The organism is Mesorhizobium sp. M0018, from assembly GCF_040323955.1.
GTDB lineage: Bacteria > Pseudomonadota > Alphaproteobacteria > Rhizobiales > Rhizobiaceae > Mesorhizobium.
Genome location: NZ_JAMYVL010000003.1, coordinates 169867 through 187463 on the forward strand (window position 1 = coordinate 169867; position 17597 = coordinate 187463).

General features: G+C 62.1%; 18 protein-coding genes and 1 pseudogene. 7 read left to right on the forward strand and 12 right to left on the reverse strand.

The window, feature by feature from the left end:
- The first annotated feature begins 211 nt into the window (after positions 1–211).
- Positions 212–2212: a protein-L-isoaspartate(D-aspartate) O-methyltransferase gene (locus tag NKJ81_RS05340; RefSeq protein WP_352539872.1), complete on the forward strand. Its 2001-nt coding sequence runs from the start codon at positions 212–214 to the stop codon at positions 2210–2212.
- A 48-nt stretch (positions 2213–2260) separates the two neighbouring features.
- Complete coding sequence (locus tag NKJ81_RS05345; protein ID WP_352539873.1) at positions 2261–2506, forward strand: hypothetical protein; 246 nt, start codon at positions 2261–2263, stop codon at positions 2504–2506.
- 117 nt (positions 2507–2623) lie between these two features.
- Here the strand turns inward: NKJ81_RS05345 and NKJ81_RS05350 are convergent, their stop codons facing one another.
- The 4 genes from NKJ81_RS05350 to NKJ81_RS05365 all read right to left on the reverse strand — a co-directional run bounded on the left by NKJ81_RS05350 (position 2624) and on the right by NKJ81_RS05365 (position 8047).
- The gene (locus NKJ81_RS05350) at positions 2624–3115 is read right to left on the reverse strand and encodes a DUF1772 domain-containing protein (RefSeq protein WP_352539874.1); all 492 of its coding nucleotides are present in this window, start codon (positions 3113–3115) and stop codon (positions 2624–2626) included.
- 102 nt (positions 3116–3217) lie between these two features.
- Positions 3218–4756 (reverse strand): SpoVR family protein, encoded by a 1539-nt coding sequence (locus NKJ81_RS05355; protein ID WP_352539875.1) that lies wholly within the window; start codon positions 4754–4756, stop codon positions 3218–3220.
- On the reverse strand, positions 4756–6078 hold the full coding sequence (locus NKJ81_RS05360; RefSeq protein WP_352539876.1) for a YeaH/YhbH family protein: 1323 nt from the start codon (positions 6076–6078) through the stop codon (positions 4756–4758). The genes NKJ81_RS05355 and NKJ81_RS05360 overlap by 1 nt, the downstream gene beginning before the upstream one ends.
- A gap of 19 nt (positions 6079–6097) precedes the next feature.
- Positions 6098–8047, reverse strand: a complete 1950-nt coding sequence (locus NKJ81_RS05365) for a PrkA family serine protein kinase (RefSeq protein WP_352449545.1) — start codon at positions 8045–8047, stop codon at positions 6098–6100.
- Between the two features lie 270 nt (positions 8048–8317).
- Here NKJ81_RS05365 and NKJ81_RS05370 point away from each other — a divergent pair, with 270 nt between their 5' ends.
- Complete coding sequence (locus tag NKJ81_RS05370; protein ID WP_292655465.1) at positions 8318–8479, forward strand: hypothetical protein; 162 nt, start codon at positions 8318–8320, stop codon at positions 8477–8479.
- Positions 8480–8495: 16 nt separating this feature from the next.
- On the opposite strand, the gene ocd is transcribed toward NKJ81_RS05370, so the two are convergent.
- Entirely contained in the window at positions 8496–9563 is a 1068-nt protein-coding gene (ocd, locus tag NKJ81_RS05375; RefSeq protein ID WP_352539877.1) for an ornithine cyclodeaminase, read from the reverse strand.
- A 3-nt stretch (positions 9564–9566) separates the two neighbouring features.
- On the reverse strand, positions 9567–10487 hold the full coding sequence (gene rocF, locus NKJ81_RS05380) for an arginase (protein ID WP_352473047.1): 921 nt from the start codon (positions 10485–10487) through the stop codon (positions 9567–9569).
- Between the two features lie 129 nt (positions 10488–10616).
- Between rocF and NKJ81_RS05385 the strand changes: the two genes are divergently transcribed.
- Both NKJ81_RS05385 and NKJ81_RS05390 read left to right on the forward strand, forming a co-directional pair.
- A complete protein-coding gene (locus tag NKJ81_RS05385; protein WP_352449541.1) occupies positions 10617–11054 on the forward strand; it encodes an Lrp/AsnC family transcriptional regulator in 438 nt (145 codons plus the stop codon).
- A 247-nt stretch (positions 11055–11301) separates the two neighbouring features.
- Positions 11302–11625, forward strand: coding sequence for a hypothetical protein (locus NKJ81_RS05390; protein ID WP_352539878.1), 324 nt, complete (start codon positions 11302–11304; stop codon positions 11623–11625).
- Between the two features lie 39 nt (positions 11626–11664).
- Here NKJ81_RS05390 and NKJ81_RS05395 read toward each other — a convergent pair whose 3' ends face one another.
- The 3 genes from NKJ81_RS05395 to NKJ81_RS05405 all read right to left on the reverse strand — a co-directional run bounded on the left by NKJ81_RS05395 (position 11665) and on the right by NKJ81_RS05405 (position 13550).
- Positions 11665–11880 (reverse strand): hypothetical protein, encoded by a 216-nt coding sequence (locus tag NKJ81_RS05395; RefSeq protein ID WP_352473044.1) that lies wholly within the window; start codon positions 11878–11880, stop codon positions 11665–11667.
- A 17-nt stretch (positions 11881–11897) separates the two neighbouring features.
- Entirely contained in the window at positions 11898–12269 is a 372-nt protein-coding gene (locus tag NKJ81_RS05400) for a SpoIIAA family protein (RefSeq protein WP_352539879.1), read from the reverse strand.
- Positions 12270–12368: 99 nt separating this feature from the next.
- The gene (locus tag NKJ81_RS05405; protein ID WP_352539880.1) at positions 12369–13550 is read right to left on the reverse strand and encodes a DUF3182 family protein; all 1182 of its coding nucleotides are present in this window, start codon (positions 13548–13550) and stop codon (positions 12369–12371) included.
- 226 nt (positions 13551–13776) lie between these two features.
- On the opposite strand from NKJ81_RS05405, the pseudogene NKJ81_RS05415 reads away from it, so the two are divergent.
- Positions 13777–14195: pseudogene (locus NKJ81_RS05415) on the forward strand (YbhB/YbcL family Raf kinase inhibitor-like protein).
- A 45-nt stretch (positions 14196–14240) separates the two neighbouring features.
- A complete protein-coding gene (locus NKJ81_RS05420) occupies positions 14241–14438 on the forward strand; it encodes a hypothetical protein (protein ID WP_352501151.1) in 198 nt (65 codons plus the stop codon).
- A gap of 78 nt (positions 14439–14516) precedes the next feature.
- On the opposite strand, the gene cyoD is transcribed toward NKJ81_RS05420, so the two are convergent.
- From cyoD to cyoB, 3 genes are read right to left on the reverse strand one after another with little or no spacing between them, the layout of a single operon-like run.
- Positions 14517–14945, reverse strand: a complete 429-nt coding sequence (gene cyoD, locus NKJ81_RS05425) for a cytochrome o ubiquinol oxidase subunit IV (protein ID WP_352473039.1) — start codon at positions 14943–14945, stop codon at positions 14517–14519.
- Positions 14942–15592 (reverse strand): cytochrome o ubiquinol oxidase subunit III, encoded by a 651-nt coding sequence (gene cyoC / locus NKJ81_RS05430; protein WP_352539882.1) that lies wholly within the window; start codon positions 15590–15592, stop codon positions 14942–14944. Before cyoC ends, cyoD begins: the two co-directional genes overlap by 4 nt.
- Positions 15589–17595, reverse strand: coding sequence for a cytochrome o ubiquinol oxidase subunit I (gene cyoB / locus NKJ81_RS05435; protein ID WP_352539883.1), 2007 nt, complete (start codon positions 17593–17595; stop codon positions 15589–15591). Before cyoB ends, cyoC begins: the two co-directional genes overlap by 4 nt.
- Positions 17596–17597 lie beyond the last annotated feature (2 nt).

Here is a 17597-nt window from a genome sequence, read left to right on the forward strand (position 1 = left end):
GCGGCCGGCGCCCGCTTGTCGATCCTGCAACGCGCCTCGCCAGACAAAAGCGGGTCGGTCTTTTGGGAACCTCGGGGCTTGCCAACGGTTAGGAAGATGCACCGCATTGCTTGAATCCAAGGGGACCGCCGAGGCCCTGAGATATGAGCCGGCCGAAGTGCCGTTGAGCAGCTTGGGCGATTGCAGCGGAAGCCCTAGGAGGAGCAGAAAGATGCTCGATCTCTCCCATGTCCGCAACCAAATGGTCGATATCCACCTGAGCCGCCGTGGCATTCGCGACCGCAATGTCCTTCTAGCGATGCGCGAGGTCCCGCGCGAGGCTTTCGTCGAGCCTGGTTTCGAAGAATTCGCCTATGAGGACGGGCCGCTGCCGATCGCCGAAGGTCAGACGATATCGCAGCCCTATATCGTTGCGTTCATGATCGAAATGGCGGAGGTCGGAGCCGGTGACCACGTCCTCGAGGTCGGCACCGGATCAGGCTATGCGGCTGCCGTAATGAGCCGGATCGTCGAACGCGTCTACACGATCGAGCGCCACGCCGTGTTGGCTGAAACGGCAAGGCAGCGGTTCAAGAAGCTTGGCTACGACAATATCGAAGTCCGCACCGGCGACGGCACCAAGGGCTGGCCCGAGGCGGCACCCTTCGATGCGATCCTGGTTGCGGCCGCCGGACCCGGCGCGCCGCTCGCCCTGCAGGAACAGCTCGACGTCGCTGGCCGGCTTGTCATCCCGGTCGGCGATGAATTCGACTCGCAGCGCCTGCTCAAGGTCACCCGTACCGGCGCCGCAACCTACACCGAAGAGGATTTCGGCGGCGTGCGGTTTGTTCCGCTGATCGGCGAGCAAGGCTGGGGCGAGCCAGGCAGCGACAGCCAGATAGCGGCCGAGCTTCCGCACCGGCATCAGCGCAGGAGCAGCCTGCCGCAGATGATCGCGGCCGCCGCCGAGCCGCTTCCGGATTTCGACGATCCGGCCTTCGGTGCGCTGTTCGACCGGTTTGCCGACCGCCGCGTCGTCTTGCTCGGCGAAGCCAGCCACGGCACGTCGGAGTTCTACCGCGCGCGCGCCGCGATCACTCGCAGGCTGATCGAGAAGCATGGCTTCACCATCGTCGCGGTCGAGGCCGACTGGCCCGATGCCGCGGCGATCGACCGTTATGTCCGCCATCGGCCGCCGCGGCCGGGCGCCGCGCCGCCGTTCCAGCGCTTTCCCACCTGGATGTGGCGCAACACCGACGTCGCGGCGTTCGTCGACTGGATGCGAGTGCGTAATGAGCGGATCAGCAAATCCTCCCGGCGGGCCGGATTCTATGGCCTGGACATCTACAATATGGGCGGATCGATTGCGGCGGTCCTGCAATATCTCGACCGGGTCGATCCGCAGGCGGCGAGGATCGCGCGCGAACGCTATGGCTGCCTGACGCCGTGGCAGAACGACCCGGCCACCTATGGCCGTGTCGCACTCACTTCCGGTTACCAGAAATGCGAGAAGGCCGTGCTCGAGCAATGCCGGGAACTGCTTTCCAGAGAGCTCGACTATGCGCAGCAGGACGGTATCGATTTCCTCGACGCCACCCAGAACGCCCGCCTGGTCGCCTCCGCCGAGCGTTATTACCGCACCATGTATTATGGCGGCGCGCAGTCCTGGAACCTGCGCGACACCCACATGTTCGAAACGCTGGAGCACCTGCTGCAGGCCCGCGGCCCGAATGCCAAGGCGGTGGTATGGGCACATAATTCCCATATCGGCGATGCCCGCTATACCGAAATGGGGATCGTCAGGGACGAACTGAATATCGGCCAGCTCTGCCGCCAGCGTTTTGGCGACGAGGTTGCCTTGATCGGGCTCAGTACGCATTCCGGGACGGTGGCCGCCGCCACCGACTGGGACGGCGACATGGAAGTGAAACCGGTTCGGCCTTCCCACAACGACAGCTATGAGCGGCTTTGCCACGACAGCGGCGTCTCGCCTTTCCTGCTCGATTTCGAGCGCGACGACACGCTGCGCGAACGGCTTCTGGAGCGCCGGCTGGAACGCTTTATCGGCGTCATCTACCGGCCCGAAACCGAGCTCCACAGCCATTATGCGGACGCCTCGCTCGCCCGCCAGTTCGATGCTTTCGTCTGGTTCGATGAAACCTGTGCCGTGACGCCGCTTGGGCCGGAACATGCGGGGACAGGCCTTCCCGAGACCTATCCTTTCGGGCTGTAGCGAATTTGGACCCTGGGAAAGCGGAAAATCAAAAGAAGGAGGTCACCGATGGCCGGAAAAAAGACTCATGAGCAGCAATTGCGCATCATCGAAGAGCGCGAGAACACCAAAAACGCCGGCAAGGATTTCGACGCGGAAGCGGATTTGAAAAAGACCAGGCAAGAGCGCGAGGCGTTCCGGCGCGGTGCCGAGCTCAGATCGGACCCGAAGGATATTGCCGATCCCGACGATCGCAACATCATCCGCGGCGAGCACCGGGAAAGCGCCCACAACAAGCATCGCGCCGACCGCTGAACGGCCGGATCGCTTGACGTTAAGACAATACGGCGCCGGCTCCGTTCCCTGATCTGACGGATGCAGCGTTCGTGGCCGCAAAATTAGCGGACGAGGGCGCCGTCTTGATCCCTGGAGCTATTCGGCAAAAAATGTCGCGGCGACAGCAATTGAGACGAGGCTCAGCATCGCCAGGCCTGCCCTGGCGACATGCGAAGCCTCCCAGACGTTGCGCAAATCTCTCCAGTCGCCGGTCTGCTTTCGAGAGAACATTGAAAAGAACGTCGCGGCGGATTTCGGCAAGGCAGTGTCTTGCACCCAGAAATTATTGACGGGGTGCGTGACCAACCAATAGGTCGCGTGCTCCGCCAGCAGGAAGACAAGCGCCGCCAAGGTCCACCAGAATCGGGCGCTTGGATAGGGCGTCAGGTAAAGCAGGACGGCGAGTGCAATGATGCCGCCGATCTCGGCGAACCCGCCGATCGTGAAGCCGGGATAGTAGATCGCCTGCACTGATCTGTAGGTGGCCTCCTTGAGGCGCAACTTGCCGGGCAATTCCAGAGCGTGCGCGAGCGAGAGCGCCATCGAGACGGCGACCAGCAGAAGCGTGGCGATCGTCAATGCGCGCATGTTCCTGCTCCCGACCATGCCCTCGTGGTGCGCGCGTAGATAGGGTGGTTGGTGATCCGGTAAAGGCAACGACACCCGACTTCGCCGGCAAGTCCGGTTCGGTCATTCCCCGATCTGGCTGGTCGACCGTTCGTGGACTGTGGCGCCGGTCTGCGCGTCGACCGCGACCATGCTGACCTCGTAGCCCCAGAGCTTGCGGATATGCCGCAGTGTGGCGTCGCGGCTGCCGCCTTCCAGCACTATGCCGTCCTTGACCTTATGCTGCAGGCGCAGATGCCGGTCGCCGAGCAGGTCCACGTCCACCACCTGGATGTCCGGCCGGCTGGCGCCGATATCGTAGCTGTGGGCGAGTGCGGCGCGGATGCTCTCGTAGCCGCGCTCATTGTGTATCGAGGCGACTTCGTAGTGCGGATCGTTGGCCGCATCGGCAAGCACAAAGAACCGCCATTTCCGGATCAGGGTAGGGCTCAGATACTGGCGGATGAAGGACTCGTCGCGATGGTTGGCCCAGGCGTCCAGCAGCGTCTGGCGCCAGTCGCCATTGCCGGCGATATCGGGAAACCAGTCGCGGTCCTCGGCAGTCGGCGCGGTCGAGATGCGCTGGATGTCCTGCATCATGTCGAGGCCCAACGCGTAAGGGTTGATACCGGAAAAGCGCGGATCGTCGAAGCCCGGCTGGAAGATCACGTTCGAATGGTTGCGCAGGATCTCCAGCATGGCACCTTCGCCGATCAGGCCGCGGTCGAACAAAAGGTTCATCAGCGTGTAATGCACGAAGGTGGCGCAGCCCTCGTTCATCACCTGCGTTTGGCGCTGCGGATAGAAATACTGCGCGATGACGCGGACAATCCGGATGACCTCACGCTGCCAGGGTTCCAGGATCAGGCTGTTCTTCTCCAGGAAATAAAGCAGGTTTTCCTCGGGCAGCTTGAGCGATTTCTTGCGCTCCGCCATGATGTCCGTCTCGCGGGGCTTGGCGCCGTCCTTCGAAGGCGGCAGCGTGCGCCATAGGTCATTGTAGGAACGCTCCTCGTATTCCAGGCGCTCGCGAACTCCCTCGCGCTGCTTTTCCGACGACAGCTTCGGCGGCCGGTGATATCTGAACACGCCCTGTTCCATCAGCGCATGTGCGGCATCGAGGATCTCTTCCACCGCATCGACGCCATGCCGCTCCTCACAGCGGGCAATGTAGCCCTTGGCGAAGTCGAGATAGCTGAGGATGGCGCTGGCGTCCGTCCACTGCTGGAACAGATAATTGTTCTTGAAGAAATGGTTATGGCCGAGTGCCGCGTGCGCCGTCACCAGGGCCTGCAGGGCCATGGTGTTTTCTTCCATCAGATAGACGATGCAGGGATTGGAATTGATGACGAGTTCATAGGCGAGCCCCCGTCCGCCTTTGCGATAGAGCAATTCCTGGTAGAGGTAGTGCTTGCCGAACGACCAGTGCCGGTACATCAGCGGCATGCCGACCGAGGAATAGGCGTCGAGCATCTGTTCGGACGAGATTATCTCCATCTGTACCGGATAGACGTCGAGGTGGAGCTCTTCGGTGGCGATCGCCTCGATGGTCTCGTAGGCGCGCGACAGCGTCCTGAAATCCCAGTCGGAACCGGAAAACAACAATCCGGATTTGCTCGCCATCAGCCCCCTCTTTCACCGCTCTTTTGATAACCCGGCTGTCTGGCGAAGAGCTGGCGGAAAACCGGGTAGATGTCGGCCGCCGTGGCGATGCGGCTCATCTGGAAGTTCGACCACCTCAGCTTGACCGCACTGTAGGCACGCCACAGCGACGTGCCGTTGTCGGTGGCGCCGAAGATGTGGCTCTCGCGCTCGTCGAGGATCTCGACATAGGCAAAGTACTGGCAAAGCCGCATGATCTGTTCGTCGAGAAGGGTGATGCAGCGCTCCGAATCGGTGACGAAATTGTCGCCGTCCGAGGCCTGGGCGACATAGATGTTCCATTCGCGGCTGGGATAGCGCTGCTCGACGATGCGGTGCATCTCCTCGAGCGCCGTGGAAACCACCGTGCCGCCGCTCTGGGTGTTGTAGAAAAAGGTCTCCTCGTCCACCTCCTGCGCCTCGTGCGTGTGGCGGATGAAGACCACCTCGGTCCGGTCGTAGCGCCGTTTCAGGAACAGGTGCAGCAGCACGAAGAAGCGCTTGGCCAGATCCTTCTCGCGTTCGCCCATCGAGCCGGACACGTCCATCAGGCAGAACATCACCGCATTGGCATTCGGCACCGGCTGGGCGTCGAAGCGGTTGAAGCGGATGTCGACCGGGTCGACATAGGCGATTCGCTTGCGGCGGCGCTCCAGTCGCTCAAGCTCTTCCTGCAGCGCCACGATGCGCTGGCGCATCTCGGCGTTCTGCGGCTTCGCCTCCAGCGACGTGATCTCCTGCGCGATTGCGTCGAGTTCCTCCTGCTTGGGGCGCCGGAGTGCTATGCGGCGGCCATGGCTGTTGCGCATCGTGCGCCCGACATTGATGTTGGTCGGCGAGCCGGTCGCGGCGAAGCCGGCCCGGCGCGGCTTGAAAGCGAGGATCTCCTTGAGGTTGAGCTTGACCATGTCAGGCAGTTCGAGGTCTTCGAAAAAGAGGTCGAGAACCTCTTCGCGCGACAGCACGAAACGGAAATCGTCCTCCGATTCGGTTCTTCCCGGGGCTGATCCCATGCCGCCGCCCTGGCCGGGCTTGGGCAGCCGGTCGCCTGGGGTGAAATGCTTGTTGCCGGGCAGGACGTGCTGGCGGCTGCCGCTGTTCCTGGCATCGTTGAAGCTCGGCTCGCCGGTACCCCGCGCTGGCATCGAAACGGCATGCTCGGCGTCCACGTCGGCGATCTTGCCGGCGCGGATCTGATCGCGGATGGTGCGCTTCAACTCTTCGCGCGCCCGCCGCAGGAAACGCTGCCGATTGCCGAGGCTTTTGTCCTTCGGGTTCAGTCGGCGATCAATGAAGATCGGCATATGTTACCCCGGGCTGGCTTCAACCCGCCTTGTTCACCCGCATGTACCAGTCCACCAGCCGGCGGACCTGGCGCTCGGTGTAGCCGCGCTGGATCATCCGCTGCACGAATTCGGTATGCCGCTTCTCCGTCACGCTGTCCTGCTTGGAGCCGAAGCTGATCACTGGCAGCAGGTCCTCGACCTGCCCGAACATCCGCTTCTCGATGACTTCGCGCAGCTTCTCATAGCTTGTCCATGACGGGTTGCGGCCATGGTTTCTGGCCCGCGCGCGCAGCGTGAACTTCACCACTTCGTTGCGGAAGTCCTTGGGATTGGCGATGCCGGCCGGCTTTTCGACCTGCGACAATTCGTTGTCCAAGACCTCGCGATTGAGGATCTGGCCGGTATCGGTATCCTTGTAGTCCTGATCCTCGATCCAGGCATCGGCGTAGGCGATATAGCGGTCGAACAGGTTCTGGCCGTATTCGCTGTAGGATTCCAGATAGGCCTTCTGGATCTCGTGGCCGATGAACTCGGCATAACGGGTGGCCAGCTCCGACTTTATGAAATCGAGATAGTCCGCCTCGGTCTCCTTCGGGAACTGCTCGCGCTTGATCGCCTCTTCAAGGATGTACATCAGATGCACCGGATCGGCCGCCACCTCTTCGGTGTCGTAATTGAAGGTCTGCGACAGGATCTTGAAGGCGAAGCGGGTGCTGACGCCGGTCATGCCTTCGTCGACGCCGGCGGCGTTTCGGTATTCCTGGACCGACTTCGCCTTGGGATCGGTTTCCTTGAGGTTCTCGCCGTCATAGACGCGCATCTTGGTGTAGAGCGGCGAATTGTCGTGTTCGGCCAGGCGGGTCGAGACGGTGAACCGGCTGAGGATATCGAGCACTTCCGGAGCGCAGGGGCTGTTAGCCAATTCGCTTTCGCGCAACAGCTTCTCGTAGATCTGCCGCTCTTCGGTGACGCGCAGGCAATACGGCACCTTGACCACCAGGATGCGGTCGAGGAACGCCTCGTTGTTCTTGTTGTTCTTGAACTGCAGCCATTCCGATTCGTTGGAATGGGCAACGATGATGCCCTGATAGGGGAAAGCGCCGAAATTCTCGGTGCCGTTGTAGCTGCCTTCCTGGGTGGCGGTCAGCAGCGGATGCAGCACCTTGATTGGCGCCTTGAACATCTCGACGAATTCGAGCAGCCCTTGCGTCGTCCGGTTCAGCCCGCCGCTATAGGAGTAGGCGTCCGGATCGGACTGGCTGAAGTTTTCCAGCTGCCTGATGTCGACCTTGCCGACCAGGGCCGAAACGTCCTGGTTGTTCTCGTCGCCCGGCTCGGTCTTGGCAATGCCGATCTGGCGCAGCCTGGACGGCATCAGCTTGACGACGCTGAATTTGGAGATGTCGCCGGACAATTCGTCGAGGCGCTTGGCCGCCCAGGGCGAGATCAGGCCGTTCAGCCGCCGTCGGGCGATGCCGTATTTGTCCTCCAAAAGGTCGCCCATGCGGTCGGGGTCGAACAGCCCGAGCGGCGATTCGAAGACCGGGCTGACCTGGCCGCCGACCTTCAGCGTATAGATCGGACGCTGCTCCATCAGCCTTTTCAGCTGCTCCGCAAGCGAGGACTTGCCGCCGCCGACCGGGCCAAGCAGATAGAGGATCTGCTTGCGTTCCTCGAGCCCTTGCGAGGCATAGCGGAAATAACCGGCGATACGCTCGATCGTATCCTCCATGCCGTAAAAGTCGGCGAAGGTTGGATAGATCTTGATCGTCCGGTTCGAAAAAATACGGCCGAGCCGCTCGTCCTTGCTGGTATCGACAAAGGTCGGCTCGCCGATCGCCTCGACCATCCGCTCGGGTGCCGAGGCGTACATCGACTTGTCCTCGCGGCAGGCAAGCAGATATTGCTGGAGGCTTATCTCCTCCTGAGCCGCATTCTTGTAAACCTCGGAAAACAGATCGAAGACGTCGGATTGATTCTCACGCATGGTATTCCTAGCCCCGGAGCCGGTGTGGCTGCACGTTTGTCTCTTGAACAACCAAATGTCAGAAAGCCCTTGTGGTTCCCTTCACTTCGCAGAGAGTGCATGTGATCGAAGGATAAGAGTCTAGATAAGGACATCCTGAGTGCAGACAAGGCGTGCAACGTCCTGACCGAGGCATAAAATCCTGAATTGCACCGCGCCCCGCTGACGACTCCCAACAAGACGGAGGAACGGTTCGGGTCCTTCCCGGTTGTGAGGGAAAGGAGACGGTCGATGTCTGGGAATAGTTTGTGGTTGCTCGTTGTTGCAGGCGGTCCACTGCTGCTGGCAATCCTGATCGCCTACGCCCTGCTCACGCAGCGCCGTCGCGGCCCGGCGGAGCGCAGGGAAAGCGAGCGCGCCACCGAGCGCCTGTATCAGGAAAAGAAGGACTGACCGACAGGATCGCAGCTCAGCTGCCGGCGGCCGCCAGCCCGGTCGCTTTTTCGGCGCGCAGCAGCATGCCAAACAGGTCACGCGGCTCATCGGGATCGGCCAGAAGGTCTAGTTCCTCGTAAAGGCCGGTCCGCTGAAGCTGATCGCGAACGTAACGCAACGCGGAAAAATCCTCGATCGCAAAGCCGACGGAATCAAACAATGTGATCTGTCGGGCGTCCGTCCGGCCTGCTGCCTTTCCTGTCATCACCTGCCACAATTCGGTGACCGGATGATCCGCATCGAGCTGCTGGCTCTCGCCTTCGATGCGCGTCTGCGGCGGGTATTCGACGAAAATATCCGAGCGCAGCAGAATGTCGCGATGCAGCTCGGTCTTGCCCGGGCAATCGCCGCCTACCGCATTGATGTGCACGCCGGATCCCACCATGTTGTCGGTCAGGATTGTTGCCGACCGCTTGTCGGCGGTAACCGTGGTGATGATCTCTGCACCTTCAACGGCTTCCTGCGCCGACGCGCAGAGCTTGATGTCGAAACCCATGCCGGCAAGGTTCTTCATGCATTTCGTCGAGGCCGCCGGGTCGATATCGTAGAGACGCAGCCTGTCGACGCCAAGCAGCGCCTTGAAGGCAATGGCCTGGAATTCCGATTGCGCGCCATTGCCGATGATCGCCATGCACCTGGCGGCCTCTGGAGCGAGGTATTTCGCCGCGACCGCCGAGCTTGCGGCGGTTCTGAGCGCCGTCAGGATGGTCATTTCCGAAAGCAGCATCGGATAGCCGTTGCCGACATCGGCAAGCACGCCGAAAGCGGTCACGGTCTGGCGGCCGTCACGCGTGTTCTTCGGATGCCCGTTGACATATTTGAAGCCGTAAAGCTGCCCGTCGCTGGTCGGCATCAGCTCGATGACGCCGTCAATGCTGTGCGAGGCGACGCGCGGCGTCTTGTCGAACAGCTCCCAGCGCCTGAAATCCTCTTCGATATAGGCGGCAAGCTCGACCAGAAAGCGCTCGATGCCGATGGCAAGCACCAGCTTCATCATGCGGTCGACGCTGACGAACGGGACGATGTTCAAATTGGCGGTCATGGCTCAGAACCCCCTCGTCGGGCGGTCCATGATCCGCCGGCCCATCAGGCTTGCGGTCAGGTCAACCAAAAGCGTGGCGGTGCGGCCGCGCTCGTCAAGAAATGGGTTGAGCTCGACCAGGTCGAGACTGGTGACGAGGCCGCTGTCATGCAGCATTTCCATCGCCAGATGCGCCTCGCGGAAGGTGGCGCCGCCGGGAACGGTGGTGCCCACCGCCGGGGCGATCGACGGGTCGAGAAAATCGACGTCGAGGCTGACATGGAGCATGCCATTGGCGGCGCTCACCCGTTCGAGAAAGGCGCGAAGCAGTTGCGCTATGCCGTGCTCGTCGATCGAACGCATGTCGTGGACCGTCACGCCGGCTCTGCGCAATGCATCCCGTTCCGCCAGGTCCACGCTGCGGATCCCCAGCGCGCATATGCAAGCCGGCTCCACCTGTGCTGCAAGCCGGGGGAAATAGCCCTCGAAGCCGGGCTGCCCGCTGGCATAGGCCAGCGGCACGCCATGCAGATTGCCGCTGGTCGTCGTGTCGAGCGTATGAAAATCGGGGTGGGCGTCGAGCCACAGCACGAAGAGCGGCCGACCGGCATTCGCCGCGCGGCGGGCTATGCCGGCGAGCGTGCCGGCCGAAATGCTGTGGTCGCCGCCGAGAAAGATCGGCATCGCATCGGCGCTTGCGGCATAGGCAGTTTCGCTGATCGCTGCCGTCCAGGCGGCGATTTCCGGCAGCGCCTTCACCGCCGCGTTGCCGTGTACGACAGGGCGCATATCGGCAGGGACAATCGTTCCGAGGTCGGTCAGCGTATGGCCAAGCTCGGTCAGCGCGCCGGCCAGACCGGCCGTGCGAAGCGCGCTCGGCCCCATCTCGCAGCCCATGCGGCCTGAGCCGGCCTGGATCGGCGCCCCAACGATCGTGCAATGCATTTGTCATACCCACCGAATTACGATGGCTTTATTGAAGCGGGCATCGCTGGCAGAATGAACATGTCAAATTGGCAAATTTGTTGAAGTGCCCTACCATTGTGGCACGATCTACTTCCGTTGTGAGCAAACATGGACCGTCTCGATGAGCAGATCATCACCTCTTTGCGGCACGACGCCCGGCGCAGCATTTCCGACCTTGCCGTCAGCCTGGGTGTCTCCCGGGCAACGGTAAGGTCCCGGATCGAGCGACTTGAAAGAGACGGCGTCATCGTCGGCTACACCGTCATTCTACGCGCCGACGCGGTCGATCAGCGGGTGCGTGGCATCATGATGATCGAGATCGAGGGCCATGCCGCCGATCGCGTCATCCGGGCGCTGGGCGGCTTCTCCGAGGTCTCGACCATCCACACCACCAATGGCCGGTGGGACCTGGTGATAGAACTCGGAACCCAGACGCTGAGCGAGTTCGATGCGGTGCTGAGACGTATCCGGCTGATTCCCGGAATTACCGGCAGCGAAACAAGCCTGCTCCTGGCAACGCCGCGCACCACCAAGGCGCGGCTGTGATCTTCGCCCTTGACCTCCAGCGGCAATGAAATCCCAAGCCAGGGAACCTTCAATTGCCGCCGCGGTTAGAGCAATTCCAGGAAAAGTGTGAAACGGTTTTCCGTTCGGAATTGCGTTAGAGCAATTCCAGGAAAAGTGTGAAACGGTTTTCCGTTCGGAATTGCGTCAAAACAAGAGTGATCGGTTCAGCGTTTCCCCCGATGAACCGTTCTAGGCTCGGACAGCCCTTCTTCGAGGGAGAACAATCATGGCTCACGCCCAGCAGGAACTGGTCGAATTCGTTATCAGCAAAGCGTTCAATCCGGTCATGCGGGCCAAACCAGACGGAAAATCCGATGCCGAACGCAAGACGCTCGAGCACGTCCAGCAAGCCACGAAGACCGAGATCGAGCGCTATCGCCATTACGGCTCGGCCGAGGAGGTCGCGACCAATTTCAAGCGCGACCTGAGCTCAGATGCCGCCAAAAAGTTGCACGCCCAGCTGCGGCGCCTGCATCTGCCGACGATCGAGGATATTCGCGACGAATTTGAGGACAAAGCCCGCAAGCTTGGGGTCAAGGCCTCGTCGTAGATCCGCGACCGGTCCTCGGTGACGTCCGTCAGGCTGTCATCACAAACCGTCCTTGGTCGGAGGCCACCCTGACCGAACCGTCTCGGGGATGTTGTCCGACGTCAGATCGCCCCGATTGAGCTTTTCAATCGCTTCATCGGCTTCGCTTTCGTCGAGACCGGAAAGCGGCAACCCGCCGACCACGACGGCTTCGTCGCTCTCGCTGTCATAGACCTCCCAGAGGCCTTCCGGATCCTGTCGTTTGTCGAACGGCATGGCACTCCCCAACACCGCTATTGTACGCCTGCCACCCATTTCAGGGCCTGGGCTTTTTCGTCCTCCGGGAACACCCGCGCCTCGATTTGCGGAAACAGCGCGTCCGTCATTTCCGTGGCTGCCTTGATCCACTGCTTGTTGGAAATCACGGCGGCACGTTTGAAGCGGTGGACCTCGCCAAGTTTGCTCAGGCCATACTGCAGGTCGCGCCGCAAGGCGCCAGCCGTCATGTCCTCGAAATCGGCAAGATCGGTCAGGACGCCGATGTCCTTGTGGTCGCTCAGTTTCGCTTCGATTGCCGGGATGACTTTGTCGTAGTCGTCCGCCGTCACGGTGCCGGTGACACGAAAGGCGGCGACATTCTGGGGAGCGGCAATCATCTCGATCATTTTTTCCTCCGGTCTCTGACTTGCTGCCTGCCCGAAACAAACTCGGGCCATTGGCGGATGTTCCCTGCCGGAGGCGTGCTTGGCTTCAACCTGACATGGTTAGAACGACGATCGGCCGGCCTCCCCGACCGGCCCTCGGATCGCCTGGGTGACGACGGTATAACGCGTGATTTGACCCTCCTCGGGGTCCTCCCCGTGGAAATGGATCGCTGCGTTCAGCGGCAGGTGGGCAGTGCTGCCAAACTGCTTGACGGCGGAGACATGCACGATCTGCACGTCGGGGTCGCGCTTCATGGCGTCCATCGCCGCAAGCTCGGCGCTGCTGCTGCCGCCGATCCGCCAGCTGGCTTCCAGCACTCCCGATCGCCAGATGCCCGAGGAATCGACACCTTGGCCGATGTCGTAGTTGCGCCGTGAGGCAAAGAATCCGGGATAGCCATCCATCGCGGCGTCGTAGATCCTCGCCTGCGCCACAGCCAAACTTAGCGCCGGAGAAAGCTGCAGCCCGTCCAGCGCCTCCCATCCGCCGCGCACGACGACCAGATCGGATCCGCCGTAAACGGGCTGTCCGGCATTGTCGGCCGTCATTCGCTGCACGCCGTAATAGGCGACCGATGTTCCGTCGATCGCCGTTCTGCCAATGCTCAGCGTGACGATATCGCGAAGCTCCGTTTCGAGAACAAGGCCGTATTCCCTCAGGTCGGAGGATGGATATCGTTCCAGCAGCCTTTCGATGTCGGCAACGGTCGCGGCGGTGTGCTGGTCGCGGCCCCGCGAAGCGCGCGGTGGCTTGAACCGGACCAGCCCTAGCTGCAGCAGACGTTCCGCTGCGCGCAGCGCGTCATCGCGTGAAAATGCGGTATAGCCGGGCAGTACGGCCGCGCCGACGGCTCTGCCGAAGCCGGCTGGCCATTCTTTTGGCCGTGCCGCCGACCCGTCCACCAGCTCGTGGGTTATGGCCTTGGTGGTTGCGAGGCGCCAGGGCACCACACCGCCGAAGAGGTCGTCCGGCCCGTTTATGCCCAGTTGGAGCGCATCGACGGCAAGCAGGCTGTCGTCCGGCACGAAATACACTCGGCGACTGTCACCGCCGCCGTCACTCAGGCCCTCGCGGAAGGCAAAGCCCTTCAACGCCGCAATCGTGCGCGCAACGGCAGCGACGGTTTCCCGCTCGTGGGTATAGATCGTCTCGCCGCCTGGCACGGAGAATGCGACCACAACACCTTTCGCCCCGCTTGGTTGCTTACCGCTTAGCCCGGTCATGTCGCGCCCTTCGTCCATTGCCGAGCCCATTGCCGTTTCCGCGGCGATGCGTCCGAACCGAAAAACCCGCTTCCTCGGCGAATGTTCCGGCCAACGGCCGGCAATCCGGTTTGACCGAGGTTTGACCGGGGCGGCGACCGGAACATCGGCGGCTCGTAGCTGTTTATGAGGGAATCTCAGACAGGGAGATGGAGACCATGGCTTTCAGGCTCGAAAGCTCTGCCTTTGCCGATGGCGAAAAAAAATGCCGCCGCGCTATTCCCGCAACGGCGGCAACGTCTCGCCGCCATTGGAGTGGACGGACGCGCCGCAAGGAACCAAAAGCTTCGTCCTGGCCGTAGAGGACCCCGACGCCCCTTCAGGCATGTTCCGTCATTGGTCTACGACATCGACGCACAGCGCAACTTTCTTCCTGAAGGCACGACCGCCGGCGCCAAGACCGAGAGCCTCGGACACGGCGTCAATGATTTCGGCAATCCTCATTATGACGGCCCCCAGCCGCCGCCTGGGCATGGGCTCCACCATTACCATTTCCGGCTTCTTGCACTCGACGTCGAGACGCTTCATCTCGGCGAGAAGGCTGCCGTCGAAGACGTGCTGAAACAGGCCGAGCCGCACGTCGTGGGAGAGGCCGAGCTCGTCGGCACGTTCGAACGGGCTTGAGGACGCCACGCCACCCGTCGCCTGGTTCGGCACAAACGGAGAAGCATGATGGACAACAAATCAAACCCTGTCGACCAACCCATATCCGGCAAGAAAGCCAGCGGCAGCGACAAGGCCGAGGCATCGAAGGAAGCAGGCGATCAGGCACGGAAAGCCCAGGAGTGGGGCGGCGGCTCAAAGGCCTCGAAAGGCGCGATATCGCCGCAGGATCGCAAAAATCAAAACTCCAGCCAGCGCAGCTGATACCGGTCCGTCATCCGGCAATGCGTCTGAAGCGGCGGGCAAGGCCGGGCTGGAGGCACTGCGCTGCGCCTCACATCGCTAGCGGTTCATGTTCATGATCGCGTTCATCGGCATCAAATTGTGGTCGAGATTGGCCATGATCCAGATCGAGCCGCCGATCACCAGAACTACGATCAGCACGCCGAAGGCAAGCGCCAGGGCGTTGTTGGTGTTGTCCGGTCCCGTCGTGATGTGCAGGAAGAAGACGAGATGCACGCCCATCTGGGCGATCGCCAGCACGACCAGCGCCACCGGAATGCCGGGTGCCCATATCAGGTTGGTTCCGGGCAACCAGAACGAGGCGATGGTCAGCAGCGTTGCCAGCCCGAGGCCGATCACATAGCCGCGTAGCCCGGATCCAACCTCGGTGTCGCCGAGGTATTCGTCACCCGGCGCCGTATCGATGTCGTAGCGCTCCAGGCCATCGGTGTCGCGCCGTTGCGCGTGGCGATCGTCCGCATTGCTCATCGACTTGCTCCCAGGAGATAGACCACCGTGAACAGGGCGACCCAGATGATGTCGAGGGCGTGCCAGAACAGGCTGAAGCACATGAAACGCCGAAGAATATCGTCGCGGAATCCCTTGGCGAAGATCTGCGCCATCATCGTGAGCAGCCACAGCAGCCCCGCCGTGACGTGAAGGCCATGGCATCCCACCAGCGTGAAGAACGCCGATAGGAAAGCGCTGCGCGTCGGTCCGACACCGCTGGCAACCATATGCGCGAACTCGCGCAACTCGAGCAGGATGAAGCTGGCGCCGAGCACGAAGGTGACAGTCATCGCGACATAGAACCAGGAGCTTCGCCGCGCTGTCACGGCAAGGCTGGCGAGACCGCAGGTAAAGCTCGACAACAGCAAAGCGGCCGTCTCGATCGCGACGTTGCGCAGGTCGAACAGCTCGGCCCCGCTCGGCCCGCCCGCCGTCTTGCCCGCCAGCACGGCATAGGCCGCGAAGAAGGCCGAGAACATCACGATGTCGCTCAGAAGGAAGATCCAGAAGCCGTAGCCCACGACGATCCGGATCGGTGCCGGGCCGCCGTCGCCGTGGCCGGGTGCATGGCCGTGCCCGCCATGGAGGCGGTAGGGGTCACGCTCTCGAACGTCGATCGCGGTCATGGCCTTGGCCCCGTGTAAGTGGCCAGCGCCTCGCGGCGCGCACTTCGGTTGGCGCGGTCGATCCGGGCGACTTCGGCGGCAGGAATGACGTATTCGGGGATGTCGCGCCACGCGAATACGACGAAGGTGGCCAAAGCACCGAGCGCACCGAGCGCCACCATCCACCAGATGTGCCAGATGAGGGCAAAGCCCATCACGGTCGCAAAGAAGGCGCAGATGAACCCGGTGGGACTGTTGCGCGGCATCTCGATCGGCTCGTAGTCAGGCTCGTCGCGCAGGCGGTTTTGCTCGCGTGCCCGCTGCTTGATGCTCCAGTAGGGCTCTTCACCCTCGACATGCGGAAGCGCGGCGAAGTTGAAGACCGGCGGCGGCGAGGGCGTGGCCCATTCCAGCGAGCGGCCGTCCCAGGGATCTCCGGTGGCGTCGCGAAGCGCCGCGCGCTGCCGGATGCTGACGACGAGCTGTACGATCTGCGCGACCACGCCGGCGGTGGTGATCAACATGCCGACGCCGGCAACCAGCACCCACGGATGCCATGCCGGCACGTCGAAATGCTGCATGCGGCGGGTCATGCCGAGCAGGCCGACAGCGTAGAGCGGTACGAAGGTGGCGTAGAACCCGATCAGCGTCAGCCAGAAGGCCAGCTTGCCCCAGCCCTCGTGCAGCCGGAAGCCGAATGCCTTGGGAAACCAGTAGGTATATCCCGCGAAGGCGCCGAACAGCACGCCGCCGATGATGACGTTGTGGAAATGCGCCACCAGGAACAGGCTGTTGTGGAGCAGGAAATCGGCCGGTGGCACCGCCAGCAACACACCCGTCATGCCGCCGATGACGAATGTCACCATAAAGCCCAGCGACCACAGCATTGGCGTCGCGAAGCGGATGCGGCCGCCATACATGGTGAACATCCAGTTATAGATCTTCACGCCAGTACCGACAGCGATGATGCTGGTGGCGATGCCGAACGCGGCGTTGACGTCGGCGCCGGCGCCCATCGTGAAGAAGTGGTGCAGCCACACCATGAAGGAGACGATGCAGATGAAGAGCGTCGCGGCCACCATCGAGCGGTAGCCGAACAGCGGCTTGCTGGAGAAGGTGGAGATGACCTCCGAGAAGATGCCGAACGCCGGCAGGACGAGGATGTAGACCTCGGGATGGCCCCAGGCCCAGATCAGGTTCACGAACATCAGCATGTTGCCGCCAGCTTCATTGGTGAAGAAATGAAAGCCGAAATAGCGGTCGAGCGTCAGCATCGCGAGCGTGGCGGTGAGGATCGGGAAGGCGGCGACGATGAGCAGGCTGGCGGCAAGTGAGGTCCAGCAGAACATCGACATCCTGAGGTAACTCATGCCGGGCGACCGCATCTTCAGGATCGTGGTGACGAAATTGATCCCGGTGAGCAGCGTTCCGACGCCCGCTATCTGCACGGCCCACAGATAATAGTCGACGCCGACGCCCGGCGAATAGGCGGTCTCGCTGAGCGGCGGATAGGGCAGCCATCCGGTACGCGCGAATTCACCGATCACCAGCGAGATGTTGACCAGCAGCGCACCGGTGGCGGTGAGCCAGAAGCTCACCGAGTTGAGCGTCGGAAAGGCAACGTCTCGGACGCCGAGCTGCAGCGGCACGACCAGGTTCATCAGGCCGATGACGAACGGCATCGCCCCGAAAAAGATCATGATGGTGCCGTGGGCGGAAAAGACCTGGTTGAAGTGGTCGGGCGGCAGATAGCCGGGCGCCTGGAAGGCGAGGGCCTGCTGCGACCGCATCATGACGGCGTCGCTGAAGCCGCGCAGCAGCATCAGCAGCGCCAGCAGCGTGTACATGACGCCAATCCGCTTGTGATCGACGCTGGTGATCCATTCGCGCCAGAGATAGGGGAAATGGCCGGCCAGGAAGACCCAGGCCAGCACGCCGAGGATTGCCAGGGCGACGACCGCCGAGGCGATCATCGGCAGAGGCTGATCGAACGGAATGACGTCCCAGTTCAATTTTCCGAGCATTG